Annotated in this window: 20 protein-coding genes; 10 read left to right on the top strand and 10 right to left on the bottom strand. The window is 68.4% G+C overall.

The annotated features are described in order from the left end of the window. Window position 1: 1 nt before the first annotated feature. A complete protein-coding gene (locus H507_RS0108005) occupies window positions 2-1,528 on the bottom strand; it encodes a helix-turn-helix domain-containing protein (RefSeq protein WP_022910203.1) in 1,527 nt (508 codons plus the stop codon). Window positions 1,529-1,666: 138 nt separating this feature from the next. Between H507_RS0108005 and lpdA the strand changes: the two genes are divergently transcribed. Beyond that, window positions 1,667-3,067: a dihydrolipoyl dehydrogenase gene (lpdA, locus tag H507_RS0108000; RefSeq protein WP_022910202.1), complete on the top strand. Its 1,401-nt coding sequence runs from the start codon at window positions 1,667-1,669 to the stop codon at window positions 3,065-3,067. Between the two features lie 106 nt (window positions 3,068-3,173). On the opposite strand, the gene H507_RS0107995 is transcribed toward lpdA, so the two are convergent. Then, window positions 3,174-3,812 carry a cation efflux transmembrane domain-containing protein gene (locus H507_RS0107995; RefSeq protein ID WP_022910201.1) on the bottom strand — a complete coding sequence of 213 codons (639 nt, stop codon included), beginning with the start codon at window positions 3,810-3,812 and terminating at the stop codon, window positions 3,174-3,176. Window positions 3,813-4,140: 328 nt separating this feature from the next. Between H507_RS0107995 and H507_RS0107990 the strand changes: the two genes are divergently transcribed. Genes H507_RS0107990 through H507_RS0107980 form a run of 3 tightly spaced genes read left to right on the top strand, consistent with a single transcriptional unit; the run spans window position 4,141 to window position 6,369 of the window. Then, entirely contained in the window at window positions 4,141-4,734 is a 594-nt protein-coding gene (locus tag H507_RS0107990) for an HhH-GPD-type base excision DNA repair protein (protein WP_022910200.1), read from the top strand. After that, window positions 4,731-5,951, top strand: coding sequence for an amidohydrolase (locus H507_RS0107985; protein WP_022910199.1), 1,221 nt, complete (start codon window positions 4,731-4,733; stop codon window positions 5,949-5,951). Before H507_RS0107990 ends, H507_RS0107985 begins: the two co-directional genes overlap by 4 nt. After that, window positions 5,944-6,369, top strand: a complete 426-nt coding sequence (locus tag H507_RS0107980; RefSeq protein WP_022910198.1) for a (deoxy)nucleoside triphosphate pyrophosphohydrolase — start codon at window positions 5,944-5,946, stop codon at window positions 6,367-6,369. The genes H507_RS0107985 and H507_RS0107980 overlap by 8 nt, the downstream gene beginning before the upstream one ends. On the opposite strand, the gene H507_RS0107975 is transcribed toward H507_RS0107980, so the two are convergent. Together H507_RS0107975 and H507_RS15585 are read right to left on the bottom strand one after the other, a co-directional pair. Next, the gene (locus H507_RS0107975; protein WP_022910197.1) at window positions 6,362-7,267 is read right to left on the bottom strand and encodes an AEC family transporter; all 906 of its coding nucleotides are present in this window, start codon (window positions 7,265-7,267) and stop codon (window positions 6,362-6,364) included. The two genes, H507_RS0107980 and H507_RS0107975, sit on opposite strands and share 8 nt — an antisense overlap. Before the next feature lie 47 nt (window positions 7,268-7,314). Then, window positions 7,315-8,181, bottom strand: coding sequence for a pseudouridine synthase (locus H507_RS15585; protein WP_211217333.1), 867 nt, complete (start codon window positions 8,179-8,181; stop codon window positions 7,315-7,317). A 101-nt stretch (window positions 8,182-8,282) separates the two neighbouring features. On the opposite strand from H507_RS15585, the gene H507_RS0107965 reads away from it, so the two are divergent. Together H507_RS0107965 and treS are read left to right on the top strand one after the other, a co-directional pair. Then, on the top strand, window positions 8,283-8,819 hold the full coding sequence (locus H507_RS0107965) for a GNAT family N-acetyltransferase (RefSeq protein ID WP_022910195.1): 537 nt from the start codon (window positions 8,283-8,285) through the stop codon (window positions 8,817-8,819). A 39-nt stretch (window positions 8,820-8,858) separates the two neighbouring features. Next, the gene (gene treS / locus H507_RS0107960) at window positions 8,859-11,093 is read left to right on the top strand and encodes a maltose alpha-D-glucosyltransferase (RefSeq protein WP_022910194.1); all 2,235 of its coding nucleotides are present in this window, start codon (window positions 8,859-8,861) and stop codon (window positions 11,091-11,093) included. A 6-nt stretch (window positions 11,094-11,099) separates the two neighbouring features. Here the strand turns inward: treS and H507_RS0107955 are convergent, their stop codons facing one another. The 5 genes from H507_RS0107955 to H507_RS0107935 all read right to left on the bottom strand — a co-directional run bounded on the left by H507_RS0107955 (window position 11,100) and on the right by H507_RS0107935 (window position 14,245). Continuing rightward, window positions 11,100-11,969 carry a D-hexose-6-phosphate mutarotase gene (locus H507_RS0107955; RefSeq protein WP_022910193.1) on the bottom strand — a complete coding sequence of 290 codons (870 nt, stop codon included), beginning with the start codon at window positions 11,967-11,969 and terminating at the stop codon, window positions 11,100-11,102. Continuing rightward, on the bottom strand, window positions 11,966-12,532 hold the full coding sequence (locus H507_RS15580; RefSeq protein ID WP_022910192.1) for a P-loop nucleotide/nucleoside kinase family protein: 567 nt from the start codon (window positions 12,530-12,532) through the stop codon (window positions 11,966-11,968). The genes H507_RS0107955 and H507_RS15580 overlap by 4 nt, the downstream gene beginning before the upstream one ends. Then, a complete protein-coding gene (locus H507_RS15575) occupies window positions 12,519-13,268 on the bottom strand; it encodes a phosphotransferase (RefSeq protein ID WP_211217322.1) in 750 nt (249 codons plus the stop codon). The genes H507_RS15580 and H507_RS15575 overlap by 14 nt, the downstream gene beginning before the upstream one ends. Beyond that, window positions 13,258-13,749: a GyrI-like domain-containing protein gene (locus H507_RS0107940; RefSeq protein WP_022910190.1), complete on the bottom strand. Its 492-nt coding sequence runs from the start codon at window positions 13,747-13,749 to the stop codon at window positions 13,258-13,260. The genes H507_RS15575 and H507_RS0107940 overlap by 11 nt, the downstream gene beginning before the upstream one ends. A gap of 85 nt (window positions 13,750-13,834) precedes the next feature. Beyond that, window positions 13,835-14,245 carry an MmcQ/YjbR family DNA-binding protein gene (locus H507_RS0107935; RefSeq protein ID WP_022910189.1) on the bottom strand — a complete coding sequence of 137 codons (411 nt, stop codon included), beginning with the start codon at window positions 14,243-14,245 and terminating at the stop codon, window positions 13,835-13,837. Between the two features lie 22 nt (window positions 14,246-14,267). Here H507_RS0107935 and H507_RS0107930 point away from each other — a divergent pair, with 22 nt between their 5' ends. The 3 genes from H507_RS0107930 to H507_RS0107920 are packed head-to-tail and all read left to right on the top strand — an operon-like array spanning window position 14,268 to window position 16,058. After that, window positions 14,268-15,077, top strand: coding sequence for a DUF2786 domain-containing protein (locus H507_RS0107930; protein ID WP_051139719.1), 810 nt, complete (start codon window positions 14,268-14,270; stop codon window positions 15,075-15,077). Beyond that, the gene (locus H507_RS17305) at window positions 15,070-15,630 is read left to right on the top strand and encodes a hypothetical protein (RefSeq protein ID WP_022910187.1); all 561 of its coding nucleotides are present in this window, start codon (window positions 15,070-15,072) and stop codon (window positions 15,628-15,630) included. Before H507_RS0107930 ends, H507_RS17305 begins: the two co-directional genes overlap by 8 nt. Next, entirely contained in the window at window positions 15,627-16,058 is a 432-nt protein-coding gene (locus H507_RS0107920; RefSeq protein WP_022910186.1) for a thiol-disulfide oxidoreductase DCC family protein, read from the top strand. Before H507_RS17305 ends, H507_RS0107920 begins: the two co-directional genes overlap by 4 nt. On the opposite strand, the gene H507_RS0107915 is transcribed toward H507_RS0107920, so the two are convergent. Further along, complete coding sequence (locus H507_RS0107915; RefSeq protein WP_022910185.1) at window positions 16,015-16,989, bottom strand: Gfo/Idh/MocA family protein; 975 nt, start codon at window positions 16,987-16,989, stop codon at window positions 16,015-16,017. The two genes, H507_RS0107920 and H507_RS0107915, sit on opposite strands and share 44 nt — an antisense overlap. A gap of 84 nt (window positions 16,990-17,073) precedes the next feature. On the opposite strand from H507_RS0107915, the gene H507_RS15565 reads away from it, so the two are divergent. Beyond that, window positions 17,074-17,973, top strand: coding sequence for an EamA family transporter (locus H507_RS15565; RefSeq protein WP_022910184.1), 900 nt, complete (start codon window positions 17,074-17,076; stop codon window positions 17,971-17,973). The last annotated feature ends 2 nt before the right edge of the window (window positions 17,974-17,975 follow it).

Below are 17,975 nucleotides of genomic sequence, written 5' to 3'. Positions count from 1 at the left end.
CTCACTCGTGGAAGACCTCGATGTTGGCGCCCAGCTTGTTCAACCGGGTGGGCAGGTCTTCGTAACCGCGGTTGATGACGTAGACGTCACGCAGCACTGATTCGCCGCGGGCCGCCAGCGCAGCGAGCAACAGGCAGACCGCCGGACGCAGCGCGGGCGGGCAGACCATGTCGCGGGCGCGCCAACCGGTGGGGCCGGTGACGATCAACCGGTGGGGGTCGAGCAGTTGCACCGTCGCGCCGAGCTTGCCGAGTTCGAGCAGGTGGATCGCCCGGTTCTCGTAGACCCAGTCGTGGATCATCGTCTGGCCCTCGGCCGAGGCTGCGATCACGGCGAAGAAGGGCAGGTTGTCGATGTTCAGGCCGGGGAAGGGCATCGGGTGCACCTTGTCGACCGGGGCCTTCAGCTTCGAGGGGTGCACCGTGATGTCGACCAGCCGGGTGAACTGGTTGTGGCTGCGGTACTCCTCGGAGAGGCTGAACTTCAGCCCCATCTCCTCCAGGATGGCCAACTCGATCTCGAGGAACTCGATCGGGGCCCGGGTGATGGTCAACTCCGAGTCGGTCACGATGCCGGCGGTGATCAGGCTCATCGCCTCGATCGGGTCTTCGGAGGGGTAGTACTCGACCACCTCGTTGATGTCGGTCTTGCCGGTGATGGTCAAGGTGGTGGTGCCGATGCCCTCGATGCCGACGCCGAGCTTGGCGAGGAAGACGCACAGGTCCTGCACCATGTAGTTCGGGCTGGCGTTGCGCAGCACCGTCACACCGGCGGTCTGTGCCGCCGCGAGCAGCGCGTTCTCGGTGACGGTGTCACCGCGCTCGGTGAGCGTGACGTGCCGGGTGCCCTTGATGTCGCGCGAGACCCTGGCCTGGTAGAAGCCCTCGGTCGCCTCGACGTCGAGCCCGAACTCGCGCAACACCTGCAGGTGGGGCTCGACGGTGCGGGACCCGAGGTTGCAGCCACCGGCGTAGGGCAACTGGAACTCGCTGTAGAAGCGCAGCAGCGGGCCAAGGAACATGATCACCGAGCGGGTGCGGCGGGCGGCGTCGAGGTCCATCTCGTCCAACCGGAGCTCCTCGGGGCGCACCAGGGTGAGCAACGACTTGTCATCGCTCCAGGTGCACTCCACGCCGATCGAGGTGAGCACCTCGATGATGCGGTTCACCTCTTCGATGCGGGCGACACCGCGCAGCTTGGTGGTGCCCTTGTTGATCAGGCTGGCGCACAGCAGCGCGACGGCGGCGTTCTTCGAGGAACGCACCTCGATCGAACCCGAGAGCTTCGTCTCGCCCTGGATGCGGAAGTTCATGGTGCGGGAATCGGCGCGGGCGATCAGCGGCGACTCGAGTGCCTCGGCGATCTTGTTGATCATCTCGAGGCTCAGGTTCTGGTTGCCTGCCTCGATGCGGTGGATGGCGCTCTGCGAGGTCGACAGCTCATCGGCGAGTTGCTGCTGGGTCAGTCCGCGCTGCTTGCGCGCGTCCCTGATCAGGCTTCCGATGGCGGCGGGGCTGGTGTTGGTCACCCGATCACGATAACTCATAAACGATATGAAGCAAGCCTGACGGGGGCCGGGCGAGCGAGCGCGGAGCCGACGGGGGAGCGCTGGGGGACCATCGGGGCGGTCACCCGGGCGTCCGGACGGAGCACTAGAGTGTGGCCCATGAGCTCGCATTACGACGTCGTTGTCCTGGGCGCCGGCCCGGGTGGTTACGTGGCCGCCATTCGTGCCGCCCAGCTTGGCAAGAAGACCGCCATCATCGAGAAGAAGTACTGGGGCGGTGTCTGCCTCAACGTGGGCTGCATCCCGACGAAGTCGCTGCTGCGCAACGCCGAGATCGTCAACCTCGTCACCAAGGAGGGCGACAAGTTCGGCCTCGAGGGCGAGGTGACGGCCAAGTACAACAAGGCCTACACCCGCAGCCGTGAGGTCTCGAAGCGGATGACCAACGGCGTGCACTACCTGATGAAGAAGAACAAGATCACCGAGTACGACGGCTGGGGAGAGTTCGCCGACGCCTCGTCGATCACGGTCACCAAGAACGACGGTTCGGCCGAGACCGTCACCTTCACCGACTGCATCATCGCGACGGGCGCCACCACCAAGATGCTGCCCGGCACCAAGGTGAGCGACAAGGTCGTCACCTACGAGGAGCAGATCCTGGCCGAGGAGGTGCCCGCCTCGATCATCGTCGCCGGCTCGGGCGCCATCGGCACCGAGTTCGCCTACGTGCTCAACTCCTACGGCGTTAAGGTCACCATCGTCGAGTACCTCGACCGGATCGTGCCCCTCGAGGACCCCGAGATCTCGTCGGAACTGGCCAAGGCCTACAAGAAGCTCGGCATCACCCTGATGACCTCCACCAAGGTCGAGTCGATCGACGAGTCGGGTGCCGGGGTCAAGGTGACCGTCTCGCCCGCCAAGGGTGGCGACCAGCAGGTGCTCGAGGCAGACAAGGTGCTGTCGGCGATCGGCTTCCAGCCGCGCGTCGAGGGTTACGGACTGGAGCGCACCGGGGTCAAGCTGACCGAGCGCGGTGCGATCGACATCGACGACTTCATGCGGACGAACGTCGAGCACATCTACGCCATCGGCGACGTCACCGCGAAGCTGATGCTCGCGCACAACGCCGAGGCCATGGGGGTGGTGGCGGCCGAGACCATCGCGGGTGCCGAGACCTTCCCGATCGACTACATGATGGTGCCGCGCGCCACCTACTGCCAGCCTCAGGTCGCGAGCTTCGGCTACACCGAGGCGCAGGCCAAGGAGTTGGGCCACGACGTGAAGGTGTCGAAGTTCCCCTTCTCGGCCAACGGCAAGGCCTGGGGCCTGGGCGAGGGAGGCGGCTTCGTGAAGATCGTCGCCGACGCCAAGCACGGTGAACTGCTGGGCGCCTCGATGATCGGGCCCGACGTCACCGAACTGCTGCCCGAACTCGTGCTGGCCCAGAACTGGGACCTCACGGCCGAGGAGATCGGACGCACCATCCACGCGCACCCGACCCTGTCGGAGGCGATCAAGGAAGCGGCCGAGGGAGTCGTCGGCCACATGATCAACCTCTGATCCTCACCCAGTGAACCCCCCGCGACTGAACCTGGGGGGACTGAACTTGGGGCACTGAACCTTGGGGGATCAGCTCCGCGCGAAGGCCCTGTCCGGCCGGCCGTTGTCAGTCGTCGTCAACGGCCTCACCGGCCAGGGCCTTCGCCGCGAGACCCTCCTCCTCGGCGACATCCCAGACCTCCTTGGCCGCGGATCCGTTGAGGAGCACGATGCCCAGGCCGAGGACGATGTCGGGCCAGCCTGAGTGCACCCAGGCGGTGAGGCCGGCCATCAGGATGATCGCAGCGTTCGCGAAGACGTCGTTGCGTGCGGCCAGGAAGGCGGCCGTCGACATGCTGCCACCGTGGTGGCGGATGCGCGTCAGGATCAGCGCGCAGACGGAGTTCACGATGATGGCGCCGCCGGCGGTGAGGGCCAGCGACAGCACCTCGGGTGGGTGCGGGTCGCCGAACTTGGTCACGGCCTGCCACAGCGCGGCCACCGCGGGTACCAGGATGATGACGGCCATCAGCTTGCCCATCCGGGCGCGGCGGTGGATCGTCCAGCCCAGCGCGAGGGCGATCAGCAGATTGACCGCGGTGTCCTCGAGGAAGTCGACCGAGTCGGCGAACAGCGACACCGACCCGATCCTGAGCGCGACCGCAGCCTCCACGAAGAAGTAGCCGAGGTTGAGCGCCGCCACCAGCAGCACGGTCCGACGCAGCTGCCGAGGGGTGATGAGTGGGGTGGAGGTTGCTGCTGTCACGGCGCCAGTCAATCACGGTGCTCCGGTTGCCCTCGTCCGGTGCCGTTGCCCGCGTTCCGAGCCAGGTGCCGTTGCCCTCGTCCGGTGCCGTTGCCCTCGATCCGAGCCACTTGCCCGCGTTCGGTGCAGTTGCCCCCGGGGAGGGCCAGGGCACGTGGGCCCATCGAGGGCAAGTTGGACGGCCCGCGGGCAGCCAGCACGCATCGAGGGCAAACAGGGACGGCCCGAGGACGCACCCCCGCCGGAGCCCGATCCAGGTCCCCGCCGGCCACCGGGTGGAATCGAATCACCAGCTCCACCGTGTTGAGGGCTGACCTAGGCTGACCGCATGTACCTCACCGGTGACGACGTGGCCGACCAGCTGCTCGGCAGTTCCGATTTCGCCCTGTTGGCGGGCATGCTGCTCGACCAGCAGGTGACCATGGAGAAGGCCTTCTCGGGTCCGGCCGTGCTGAAGGAGCGTCTCGGCACGGTTGACCCCAGGGCGTGGGTCGACCTGGGCGAGGACGAGTTCGTCCGACAGGCCTCGATCCCTCCGGCGATCCACCGTTTCCCCGGATCGATGGGCAAGCGGTTGTACGACCTGTGCCGGGTGTTGGTCGACGAGTACGACGGTGACGCCTCCGCGGTGTGGGCCGACGTGCAGACCGGCGCCGAGCTGAAGAAGCGGCTCACCGCCCTGCCGGGGTTCGGTGACCAGAAGGCCCGCATCTTCGTCGCCCTGTTGGCCAAGCAGCGCGGGATTCGTCCGCCGGGTTGGGAACAGGTCGCCGGTGACTACGCCCTGGACGGGTACCGCTCGGTCGCCGACATCACCTCACCGGAGACCCTGGTCAAGGTGAGGGCCACCAAGAAGGCCGTCAAGGCCGCAGCCAAGTCGGCGAACCTGCCGGCAGCCGAGTCAGCCGGCGAGCGATCATGACCGCCGTCGACTGGGTGATGCCGGCGATCGGCGAGGTCACCGACTGGCAGGAGGCGCTCTACCGCGACATCCACCAGCACCCCGAACTGTCCATGCAGGAGGTGCGCACCCGAGGCATCGTCGCCGACCACCTGCGCCAGCAGGGATTCGCCGTCGACGAGTTCGGGGGAGGGGTGGTCGGGGTGCTGGCCAACGGCGAGGGCCCCACCGTGCTGTTCAGGGCCGACATGGACGCCCTGCCGGTGCTCGAGGCGGAACGATTCGACTATCGCTCCACCGACACCGGCACCTTGGCAGGAGAGACCGTCCCGGTGATGCACGCCTGCGGGCACGACATGCACGTCGCCAGCGCGATCGGCGCCGCCGCGGTGCTGGCGGCTCACCGCGACCGGTGGCGCGGCACCTACATCGCCCTGTTCCAGCCCGGTGAGGAGGTCGCCGCCGGTGCCAGGTCGATGGTGGCCGCGGGGCTGGTCGACCGGGTGCCTCGTCCCGATGTGGCCCTGGGCCAGCACGTGCTCGCCACTCCGGTGTCGGGGAGCGTCGCCATCGCTGACGGACCGGTTCTCTCCACCGCGGTGTCGATCAGGGTCACCGTGCACGGGCACGGCTCGCACGGATCCATGCCACACCTCAGCGTCGACCCGGTGGTGCTGGCGGCGGCGATCGTCACCCGCCTGCAGACCGTGGTGGCCCGCGAGATCGCTCCCGACCAGTTCGGCGTGGTCACCGCGGGCAGCCTGCGCGCCGGGGCGTCGGCCAACATCATCCCTGACGACGCGACGCTGCTGCTCAACCTGCGGGCCTACGACCAGGGCGTACTCGAGCAGATGCAGGCGGCCGTCGAGCGGATCGTCCGGGCGGAGTGCGCCGCTGCCCGTTCACCGCGTGACCCCCTGGTCGAGACCTACGACCCCTACCCGTTGACCGACAACGACCCCGCCGCCGTGGCCCGGGTGCGAGCGGGCATGGTCGCCGTGCTGGGCCAGGATCGGGTGCTGCAGATGCAACCAGCCACAGCCTCGGAGGACTTCAGCACCCTGCCCGATGCCTTCGGTGTGCCCTACGCCTACTGGGGTTTCGGGGGTTTCGTCGAGGGACGACCGACCGTGGCCAACCACAACCCGGGATTCCTCCCCGACCTGCAACCGACCCTGACCACCGGTACCGCTGCCGCCGTCGCCGGGGCCCTGGCCTGGTTGGGCGTGGGTGACTGACATCGACGGCGATCACGACCCCAGGGGAATCGTGGTGGCCGGACTGGTCGTCCGTGACGGACGGCTGCTGGCGGCGCAACGCGCCCATCCCCCGGAACTGGCTGGTCGTTGGGAGTTCCCCGGCGGCAAGGTCGAGGTGGGTGAGTCACCCGGGCTCGCACTGGCGAGGGAACTGCGCGAGGAACTGGGCGTCGAGGTGCAGGTGGGCGACGAGTTCCCGAACGTGGACGGTGGCCGGTGGCCGATCAACCACAGGTGGGCGATGCGCGCCTACTGGTGCACCGTGGTCGCGGGGGAGCCGCGAGCCATCGAACACTCGGCGCTGACCTGGCTCGATGCCGACAGCCCCCACCCTGACTGGCTCCCCGCCGACGTGGCCCTGGCCCGAGCGGCATGCACCCGGCTGTGGGTCAGCTGAGCACGACCACCAGGGCCGGCATCACCACGATGCTGACCAGGATCGTCAACGAGGTCATGAACGCCGACAGCTTCACGTCCAGGCCCAGCTCGGAGGTGAACCCGGGAATCATCGAGGCGATCGGCGCGAAACAGATGGTGGCGAGGGTCAGCCGCAGTTCGTGGCTCCACGGCAGCAGCGTGAACGAGGCGAAGCTGAACGCGATGCACCACGAGTAGCGCAGGGCCAGGAACTTCGCCGCCGACCGCAACTGGCTGGTGTCGAGGTCGAGGTCGAGCCCGATGCCGATCATCAGCATCGCCAGGAAGGTGTTGGCATTGCCCACGGTGCCCGTGAAGTGCATCAGTTGTTCCGGCAGCCGCAGCCGGAACACCTGCATCAGCAGCACCGTCAGGTAGAGCACGAAGATGGTGGACGAGAACAGCCGCTTCACGGTGGCCCACAACGACGCCCTGCCCCGCACGATCGAGAACGCCCAGAACCGTCCCCACCCAGCGGCGACGATCGAGTTCCCGATGTCGAACAGGGTGGCATTGATCAGCGCCGACGGGCCGCCGAACCCACTGATGTAGGGGGTGGCGAAGGCCCCCATGTTGTAGCTGCCGGTGTTCAGCACGCCGAAGGCCTGCAGGTTGCGCCCCTGGGCCCGGCACAGGACGAAGGCGCTGATCTGCTGGCAGAGGTTCAGCGCCACCGCCACCAGACCCACCGCCAGCAGTCCCAGCGGGACGGTCACCCGGTTGAAGCTGGTCAGGATGGCGGCGGGCAGCGTGATGTTGAGCACGATCCTCGAGAAGATCATGAAGTGGCTGGCACTGACCCAGTGCAGCCGCCGCATCAGTTGGCCCAGCCCGATGATGGCCACCAGCGACAGGGCCTGGATCACGACGTCTTGCACGGGATGAATCTAGACGCAATCCGCCGGCCCGGACGACCGGGGTCGTCCTACGCAGCTGGCCCGTGACCCGGTCGGTGACCCGGCCAGTCAGCGGGCCAGTGGTCCAGCTGCAGCGCGCTGTGGAAATGACGCGGCGTGTCGTCCACGGGGTCGTCGAACCACAGTTCGGAGCTCAACAGCTGCAGGGGATGACGGAAGTCGCCCAGGTCGATCTCACGCGCCCGGGGGTACAGCGGGTCGTTGACAATGGGCAGTCCCAGGCCCGACAGGTGCAGCCGCAGCTGGTGGGTCCGTCCGGTGTGGGGAGTCAGTCCGTACCCCGCCAGTCGGCCGTCGTCGCAGACCCGTTCGATGGTGGTGTGGGCGTTGGGTGCCGCCCCTGCCACCTCGTAGGCCTGCACCGTTCCCACGTCCTTGGCGATGTGGCTGACCACGTCGAGGGGTAGTTCGAGATCGGGACGATGGGCGGCCACGGCGAGGTAGCGCTTGCCCACCCCCCGGTGGGCGAACACCTGCTGGTAGGCCCCCCGGAACCGTCGTTCCTTGACGAGCAGCAGCAGCCCGGCGGTGGCGCGGTCGAGACGATGGGCGGGTCCGAGCTCGGGCAGGTCGAAGCGGCGACGCAGCTTGACCACCACCGACTGCTGGATGTGTTGCCCCCGCGGGATCGAAGCCAGGAAGTGCGGCTTGTCGACGACGAGGATGCGCTCGTCCTCGTGCACGACGCCGATCTCGAAGGGCACCTCGACCTCGTCGGGCAGGTCGCGGTGGAACCAGACGAAACGGTGCGGGGCGTAGGGCTCGTCGGCCGGGTAGGGCCGTCCCTGTTCATCGCACCAGACGCCGTCGGCGAACAACTCGTCGATGCGCGCGGGGCTCATCTTCGGCAGCCGGTCGACCAGGAATTCGCGCAGGGTCGTCCAGTGCCCGGGTTCGGTGCGCAGCCAGGCGGCCTCCAGCCCGAAACGCTGGGCGAGGGGGGAGCGGGGCACCCGCCCAGCCTACGGTGGTGCCCATGGACGAACACGACCCGGCCGAGGTGAAGCCGCAGCGCAGCGACCACCAGAACCTGCGCGTGGTCGCCGGCCCCGACCTGACCCCCCGCCAACTGCACGACCTGCTGCGGTTGCGGGTGCAGGTGTTCGTGGTCGAACAGGGTGACCCCTACCAGGCGATCGACGGGGTCGACCTCGATCCGGGAACGCGCCACCTGTGGATCGAGGACGAGGCCGGTGTGGTCGAGTCGGCCATCCGGTTGGTGCGCGAGCGCTGCCCCAACCACGACAACCCTGACCACGACGAGCGGCTCGATCGGTGGCGGATCGGCGCCGTGATCACCGCTGAACCCGCACGCGGACGCGGACTCGCCGCCCGGCTGATCAACCAGGCGCTCGTCCTCACCGAACGAGACGACGCCGAGTCCGGGCTCGACGTGGTGCTGCACGCGCAGGCCCACCTGGCTGGCTGGTACTCCCGCTTCGGTTTCGAGGTCGAGGGCGAGGAACACCTGGACGGGCGGATCCCGCACCTGTGGATGCGCCGGCGCAGGTGAGCACCTGCGCCGGGTCAGCGGATTCAGTAGCGTGTCGACGTGGCCACCGATGATCTGCATGCCGATCGCACCCCCGACGAGGCGCTCGTCGACGACTTCTTCGCCGACCTGAGTTTCGACTCCCAGAGGTTCGCGGCGCGTCCGGCGAAGCTGCGTCCACGGGCGATGAGGAGGCAGCCCACCCCCGACACCATCGCTCCGCCCCCGTTCGAGGCCGACGGGCGCAACGCCGCCTACGTCGCCTGGCTGGTCGACCAGTCGATGCTGAAGGACGCCACCGTGTTGGCGCGCCAGTTGGCGGGCCACGCCAGCATGTGGTCGAACCCCTATGCCCAGCCCGACCCGCGTGCCGCCCTCGACAAGGCGCAGGTGTGGTTCGCTGCCTACCCGTTGGCGCTGGTGACCCGCACCGGTGAGTCGTTCCTGTCGGCCCTGGGATCGGACGACCTGTGGGCCGCGTTCGAGCAGATCGGCATCGACGCGGTGCACACCGGTCCGGTGAAGCTGGCCGGTGGCATCTCCGGCTGGACGCTGACACCCTCGGTCGACGGACACTTCGACCGGATCAGCATGGTCATCGACCCCATCTTCGGCACCGAGGACGAGTTCCGCGACATGTGCGAGTCAGCGGCCCGCCACCACGGCACCATCATCGACGACGTCGTCCCCGGTCATACCGGCAAGGGAGCCGACTTCCGGTTGGCCGAGGCGAACTACCAGGACTACCCCGGCATCTACCACATGGTCTCGATCCCCGAGGACGCGTGGCCGCTGCTCCCGGAGGTGCCCGAGGGTCACGACTCGGTCAACCTCGATGCCGAGACCGAGGCCAAGCTCGCCGAGGAGGGCTACATCATCGGAGCCCTGCAGCGGGTGATCTTCTACGAGCCCGGCGTCAAGGAGACCAACTGGTCGGTCACCCGGGTCGTCCACGGGGTCGACGGGGTGGCCCGGCGTTGGGTCTACCTGCACTACTTCAAGGACGGCCAACCCTCCGTCAACTGGCTCGACCCCACCTTCGCCGGCATGCGGATGGTGATGGGTGACGCCCTGCACTCGCTCACCGACCTGGGTTCGGGGGGACTGAGGCTCGACGCCAACGGCTTCCTCGGGGTGGAGAAGCGGGTCGAGGAACTGGCGTGGTCGGAGGGCCACCCCCTCTCGCAGGCCGCGAACCAGCTGATCGGCTCCATGGTGCGCAAGGTGGGGGGCTTCACCTTCCAGGAACTCAACCTGGCCATGGACGACATCCTCGCCACCGGCTCGGTCGGGCCCGACCTCTCCTACGACTTCGTCACCAGGCCCGGGTACCACGTCGCCCTGCTGACCGCCGACACGGAGTTCCTGCGGCTCACCCTCAACGAGTCACTGGCCCTCGGCATCGACCAGGCCTCGCTCGTGCACGCCATGCAGAACCACGACGAACTGACCTACGAACTCGTGCACTTCGAGTCGGCGCACGCCCACGACACCTACCGGCTGGCCGGGCAGGAGTACACGGGACGAGAACTGGCCGAACACGTCCGCCAGACCATGCGCCAGACGATGGCCGGTGACGCCGCTCCCTACAACGCCCTGTTCGTGCAGAACGGCATCGCCTGCACGACCGCATCGGTGATCACCGCCGCACTGGGCATCACCGACCTGTCGACCCTCGACGACGACCAGGTCGCCCAGATCAAGGACGCGCACCTGCTGCTGGCCAAGTACAACGCCTGGCAGCCGGGGGTGTTCGCCCTGTCGGGTTGGGACCTCGTGGGTGCCCTGCCGCTGGAGCGCCAACAGGTGCAGAGCCTGATCGCCACCGGCGACACCAGGTGGATCGAGCGCGGGGCCTACGACCTGATGGGCGCCTCGAACCCCGGGGGCACCCCCACCTCGGGCATGCCGATGGCGCGATCCCTGTACGGCTCACTGCCCGCACAACTGGACGACGAGAGCTCGTTCGTCCGTCGTCTGGCCGAGGTGCTGACGGTGCGACGGCGCCACGGGCTGGCCACCGGGACCCTGCTCGAGGTGCCCGAGGTGGAGCAGCCGTGCGTGCTGGTGATGGTCAGCCGGCTCGCCGTGGGCGCCATCCAGGTGACGGTGCTGAACTTCTCGGCCTCGCCGGTGACCACCCACGTCGCCTCGGAGTACCTGCCGCAGGGCAGGGTGCTCGATCTCGCTGCCCGCCGCACCATCGGACGGGTCGAGATCACCGACACGGGCACCCCCGGATTCAAGGTGACGCTGCCCGCCTTCGGCGGCAGGGCAGTCATCATCAAGGAATGACCGGCCTCACACCAGGGCGATGACCTGCACCAGGTCGTGGGTCTGCCCGGCGGGCAGGGTGACGGCGTGGTCGAGCACGTTGGCGGCCTCGATGCAGACCATGCCGGGCCACTCGTCGTCACCGAAGTCGGGCATGGCCGCCGCCTTGTCGACCCAGGGGTTCCAGACGACGGTGTCGGAGGACCCCTGCTTGCTGACCTCGAGGGTGCGCTGCCAGCCCGGGTCGACCACCTGGACGGTGTTCTCACTCAGGTAGACGCGGTCGGTCTCCGCGGTGAAGGTCACGTCGCCGACCTGCACGTTCTCGAGGCGCGGAGCATGCTTCGCCCGGTCGAGGTAGTCGACGCCGTCGAGACCACGCACCACCACCTGACGGATGTCGGAGACAGCCAGATAGGTGTGCAGGGCCTGTTCGAAGGTGAACTCCGACTCGCCCGTGTTGGTGACCGTCATCGTCAGCCGGAGCTCGTCCTGGGAGAACCGCACCGTCATCGACACGTCCGCGGGCTGGGGCAGGGCGCCGGTCCAGCGGTGGCGCACGGTCAGCGGACCCCCGTTGGCCAGGTCGTCCACCACCTCGTCGCGCTCCCAGGCCGCGGTGCGCACCGGGCCGTGCGCCGGCTGCTGGTCGCCGGAGCGGCCGTTGGCGAACCAGGGGAAGATCACCGGCACGCCCCCACGGATCGGCTTGCCATCGCTCGGTTCGGTGGCCGCCGACAGCCAGAGCACGGGGCGTTCGCCTGCCGGCTGCCACGCCCAGGTGTGGGCGCCGTGGTCGACCACACCGTAGTGCGCCCCCTGGTCGGTGGTGATCTCGATGCCGGGCAGGTCGCTGATGCCCCCGGACTGGCTGGTGGGTGCTGCGCTGTCGCTCATGGTGTGATCCTCTCGCGAATCCTGCCGAGGGTTGTCCCGATGTCACCATCGCCGTCGACGACCAGTGCGTGGGGACGAAGCCTGACCAGCTCCACCATCGAGTCGGCCAACTCCTCGGCCTGCTCCGGGCCGACCAAGGTGTTGTTGTGCTGGTGCTCCGGACGATGCGGTCGCTCGGCCCTCCCGGTGAGTCGCTGACGCAGCGTCGCAGGTGCCACCCGGAGCACGACCTCGCGGAAACGGCCACCGGACGCGACGGTGGTCTGCTCGAGTTGCTCGATGAAGGGTGTGCGGGCCAGGTACTGGCCGATGACGACACCGTGCCCATCGAGGAGTTGTTGGCGGACGAGCGCGAGGGCGAGGCGACGGGCCTGCAGTCCGGCAGCGTTCAGGTCGTCGGACCACCCGCCGAGTGAGAACTTGAGTTGGTCGATGTCGAGCGCGAGAGCCAGCGGCATCTCCGCGGCCAGCAGGGCGGCGATGGTCGACTTGCCCGAGCCGGGTGCCCCGTTGATGAGCACGACCCGGGGTGCGTCCGGTCGGGGTTCCTCAAGTGCCGGCATGGGCTTCGTCCTGGACGGGTTCTCTGTTCCACACGTCGGTGTAGTGGGCCAGTTTGCGTTCGTCGAGTGCGATGCCGTAGCCCGCCAGCAGTCGGTCGCGGTTGGCCCGGTGCACCTCGGGATCCTCCCCGAAGTTCCAGCCGAGGCTGAGGATGGCGGGCGCCAGGTCAGCCCACCGGTCGCCGATGCCGACCTCGCCGAGGTCGACGTAACCGGTGAACGCGCCGCTGTCGTCGAACAGGAAGTTCGGGTTGCAGGCATCCCCGTGACAGACGACCAGGTCAACGGGATCGATGTCTGCGGGAACGTAGGCGAACGGGCACTCGTCCACGGGCAGGCTGTCGTGGAAGCGGCGCAGCGCTCGTCCCAGGCCTTCGACGATGGCAGGGTCGCCACAGGTGAAGTCATGGCTGATCGCCGACCGCCCCGGCAACGCCTCGGTGACCAGGTACGAAAGGCCGTCCTCGGTGCCGTGGTCGAGCACGTGGGGCACCGGCAGGTAGGAGGCGAGCCAGCGGTAGCGGTCCACGTGGGCGCCGACCTCGAACTCACGATGAGGGGGACCGACCTTCACGAACCGCACCGGGGCACCGTCGAGGCGCCACGTCGTCGAGCAGATCGCCTCGTTCTGCCACACCTGCACCACCGGTCGTCCCGCTGAACGGTCACGAACGATGCGCGGCAGCGGTGTGGAGCCGTCGGGAAGGTTCGGGTTCGTGGAGGGTTCAGTCAGCAAGCTTGAACGCCAATTCTGTCTCCCAGGTGGTCATGTCGGCGCTCTCGTCGGAGACGTAGAACTCCAGTCGTGCGGCCCATTCGCGCTGGTCGGGGGTGCAGTCGAAGGTGAGACCGTTCGATGCAGCGTACTCGAGCAGTTGACGGGTCACCTCCACCAGGTCCTGGGGGTGACCCACGTGCGTGACGGTGAGGTAACGGCCGGCCGGCAGGGTGCCCACGAAGACGGTGTCGTCGGGCTGCTGGGGCTCATCGACGGCGAAACCCGCCACCACGGTGAGCTCGGCCTCCATGTCGATCACCTCGTACTTGTAGAAGGGTGGGCCCTCCGAGGTGGCCCCGTGCTCGGCGATCCACGCGGCGACGGTGGCGAAGCTCTGGGCGGGCTGGTCCATCTGCTGCATGGTCACCCGGTGGCGGACACCGACCCAGGGCATCTCGGGTGCGTCGACGATCTCAGGGGTGTCGATGGTGAAGGTCATGGTGCCAGCCTCGCAAGTCGCTCACGGGGACGGAGCGGTTGACGTGAAATCGTCAGCCAGCGCTCGCCGGGTCATTCGAACTGGGTCACTCGAATTGGGCGAGGTAGGCCTTGGCCACCCGCTTGGGTGCCCTCGACAACCAGGCCTCGACGATGACCTCCTCGAGCAGGGCCGGGTCGAGGCGACGGAGGTCGCTCGTCCGCACGAGCACGGCGGGATAGCCGTTGAAGTGAGGGGTGGTGAAGAAGGGGTTCTGGTCGTCGTCGAGCAGGGCCTGCTTGTCGTCGGCGCCGTGGGTACGGATGCAGATGACGTCGGTGAGCCTTTCACCGGACTCGTCGACGGCGTCGGGGCGTGGCTCCCGGAAGAAGATGAAGGTCTTGTCGTGCACGGCCCAACTGGGCAGTTCGTCGCTGCCTCCCCTCACGGCCTCGGGCAGCGATCCCGCGATCCGCTCGATGTCGGCCACGGTGGAACCTCGATGGGGAGTTGTCACACCGCGAGCCTAGGCTGGCGGGGTGGAATCAGTGATCACTCGCATCGGAAAGCTGCTGGCGAAGGCCGAGTCGACCGATTCGGTCGACGAGGCAGAGGCGCTGTTCGCCAAGGCTCAGGCCTTGGCCAGCCGGTACTCCGTCGAACTGGCGGTCGCCCGTCGCAGCCAAGCGAAGACCGAGGCGCGGGAGACACCCGAGGAGCGCACCATCGACCTGGGCCGTCCCGGCCAGCACCACCTCAAGCAGATCGCAGCCCTCTTCCTGGTGGTGGCCACCGCCAATGACGTCCGCTGCCTGATCGCCACGAACTCCTCGGTGATGTACCCGATGGGTTTCCCCTCCGACCTCGACGTGACCGAGGCGATCCACGTGGCCCTCTCCGAACAGATGGTGCGGTTCGGCAACGCCTGGCTGCGCGCCGGAGACTGGCGCCACGAGCACTACGACGCGGGCGTCGACCGATGGGGGCGGGTCGTCCGCAAGCCGATGACCGCCAGGGTGGCCCGGCGCAGTTTCTACGAAGGGTTCATCACCGAGATCCGGCGGCGGTTCACCGAGGCGAGGGACGAGGCGGTGGCCGAGTCCGAGCGACGCCACGCCGCCGAGTCAGCGGTCGCCGACGGCAAGCGGGTCTCGGTGACCAGTCTGGCCCTGCGGGAGAAGACCGAGGAGGTCAACGAGTTCCACCGCCAGCGTGTCAGGAGCCTGCGGGTGCGTTCCTCCTGGCGTGGGAGCGCGACCATGGCGACCCGGGGACCCTCGTCCGAGGCGGGACGACGCGCCGGTGCCCGCGCGTCGATGTCGTCGGCGAGGCAGGTGAGCGGTGGCTGAGCCGGTGGCAGCCGTGGCCCACGACCCCGATCGCGACGCCGTGTACCTGGCCGAACACCGGCTGGAGGCGCTGCTGGAGCGGGTCGGCACGGCCGGAGGAGCAGTCACCAGCTTCGGTGCGCGTTTCGTGCTCGAACCGGCCCTGGTCTTCACCACCTTGGTCGCCGCGCAGGGTTTCGCCACCCTGACCTGCATCGAATGGGGCCTTCGCCCGGTGGTCGTGATCCATGCCTCCGGTGTGCGGCACTCCAGCTACCGCGCTGCCCGGGGTCAACGCCCACCACAGATCAGGCTCGCCGAGTGGGGTGGCACCCGGTTGACGCTCTGCCACGAGTTGGCCCATCACGTGGTGGAGTCAGCCAACGGCCAGCCGGCGGTGGCCGTGCATGGTGGTGAGTTCAGGGGCGCGTTGACCGGGCTGCTGGAGCACGTGGGTGCGCCGGAGCAGGCTCGATGGCTGCGTCTGGCCCACCGCGACGCCGGCCTGGTGACGCCGCTGCGCCTGCCCGGTGTCGCGGATCAGGATCAGCAGGGGAGCGGGAAGGTGACATGACTCGGGACGACGACCACGGGACCTTGTTGTACGACCCCGACTGCGGCTTCTGCACCCGGGCCGCTGGCTGGCTGCGACGGATGGGGGCCAGGGCTGCCGTGATTCCGCTCAGCCTCGCCGAGCCACCGGATCCCGCGGGAGCCCTCTTGAGTGCCGAGCTCGACCTCGGACGAGCCCGACGCGAGGTGCCCTTCGTCGATGCAGGGGGTCGCGTCGTGTACGGGGCAGCGGCCATCGCCGCGGCGCTACGCACCTGCCGGTCGCCGTGGCGTGCGGCGGGCCGATTGTTGGCGACGCCACCGGGGCAGGCGATCGGTCGTCCGGTCTACGGGTGGGTCGCCCGCAACCGGCATCGCCTGCCCGGTGGCACCGCTGAGTGTGACCTCAGTGAGCAGCCGCCGCGTTGGCCGCAACCACGAGGGCAGTGAGGGCCCTGGCCGGTGCCAGGGTCTCGTTGACCGGAGTTCCGGACTGCAGGTCGGTGACCCACCGCTGGAACGGGGTGGCCGCGTCCTCGGGAACCTCGACCGACCGGCTGCCCTCGCGGGACGTGACCGTCATGGTGCGTCCCTCGAAGCCATAGCGAAGGCCACCGCGGGTGCCCTCGATCTCGATCGAGAAGGGACTGAGACCCGAGACGAACCCCGTCTCCAGCACACCGATGGCACCGGCCTCGGTCGACACGGTGACCGAGGCGTTGTCCTCGACGCCCCGTCCGGTCACGTCGGTGAAGGTGGATCGAACGCTGGCGTAGCGGCCGTCGGCGTTCTCGCCACCGAGGATCAGGTTGGTCAGGTAGACCGGGTGGGCGCCCAGGTCGGTGAACGCACCGCCGATGGTGTCCTTGGCGTCGTAGAAGCGGGCAGGCAGCCAGTCGGCGACCGACCCGTTGTGGCTCAACCGCACGCGCGAGTAGGTGAGGTCACCCAGTTCGCCCGAGTCGAGCACGGCGCGCAGGGCCAAGGTGTAGCCGTGGAACAGGCGGGGCAGCGAGACCGTGAGGGCGACGCCCTTCTCGCGGGCCGCCTCGACCAGACGATCACACTCCTCGACGGTCGGGGCGAGCAACTTCTCGGTGAAGATGTGCTTGCCCGCGGCGATCGCATCGCCGATCACCTCGCTGTGCGCCGTGGTCGCGGTGGTCACCGTGACCCCGTCGAGGTCATCTCGCGCCAGCAGGTCGTCGAGGGAGGGGACGAACTCGACCCCGAGCTTGTCGGCCATCTCCTGGCCGCGGGTGGCATCGTCGTCCCAGAGCGCCACCAACTCGCTGTCGGGGTGCTCCTGGGCTGCTCGTCCGTACTCCTCTGCGTGCACGTGCCACGCGCTGAGAACGGCGATTCGATGGGGGGACGTCATGGGAAAGACACTCCTGTGTGTGTGGGGATGTCATCGAACCTAGCGGGTTCTGGAGCACGATTCGCCAGACCCTAGAGTTTGAACGTGTCCGTTGCCGAGAGCTCACCGAATCGAGCCGTCGACCGGATCCCGGCGACCTGGTTGGTGGTGACCAGCATCCTCTCGGTGCAGGTGGGCGCGGCGATCGCCAAACATCTGTTCGGCACCATCCCGGCGACCTCGATGGTGTGGTTGCGCCTGGTCTCGTCGGCGGTCGTCCTCCTCGCCCTGGCCCGGCCGCGGCTCACCACCCGCAGTGGCCGTGACTGGGTCGTCGCCCTGCTGTTCGGGGTGATGTTGCTGGGTATGAACTGGAGCATCTACCAGTCCTTCGCACGCATTCCCCTGGGCATGGCGGTGACCCTTGAGTTCCTCGGCCCGCTCACGTTGAGCGTGGTGTTGTCGCGGCGCAGCAGTGACCTGGTGTGGGTGGGGCTCGCCGCCGTGGGCGTGGGCCTGCTCGGATTCACCCCGCACGGCCTGACCTGGGTCGGCGTGGGTTTCGCCCTGGCAGCGGGGGCCTTCTGGGCGGGCTACATCGTGCTGGCCGAACGCACCGGCCGTACCTGGCCCGGTCTGACGGGGCTGGCGGTCGCCAGCCTGGTGGGGGCGGTCGTGCTGGCGGGGCCAGCAATCGCCGAGGGGGGATCCGCCCTGCTCGACCCCGCGGTGATCGGCATCGGGCTGGCCGTGGGACTGCTGAGCTCGGTGATCCCGTACAGCCTGGAACTGATGGCCCTGAGGCGCATGAACCGCCGCGTCTTCAGCGTGCTGATGAGTCTGGAACCAGCCGCCGCCGCCCTGGCCGCCATGGTGCTGCTGAGGGAGTGGCTGGCGCCCCTGCAATGGCTGGCGATCGCCTGCGTCATCGGCGCGAGTGTCGGCGCGACCCGCGCGGCCCGTCCGGCAGCGGTGCCCACGGAGGCCCAACGGCTGACCGACTAGGT

Origin of the sequence: Aestuariimicrobium kwangyangense DSM 21549 (genome assembly GCF_000421525.1) — a bacterium.
GTDB lineage: Bacteria > Actinomycetota > Actinomycetes > Propionibacteriales > Propionibacteriaceae > Aestuariimicrobium > Aestuariimicrobium kwangyangense.
Note: the sequence above shows the minus strand (reverse complement) of the source record. Positions and strands in the feature narration are given on the sequence as shown.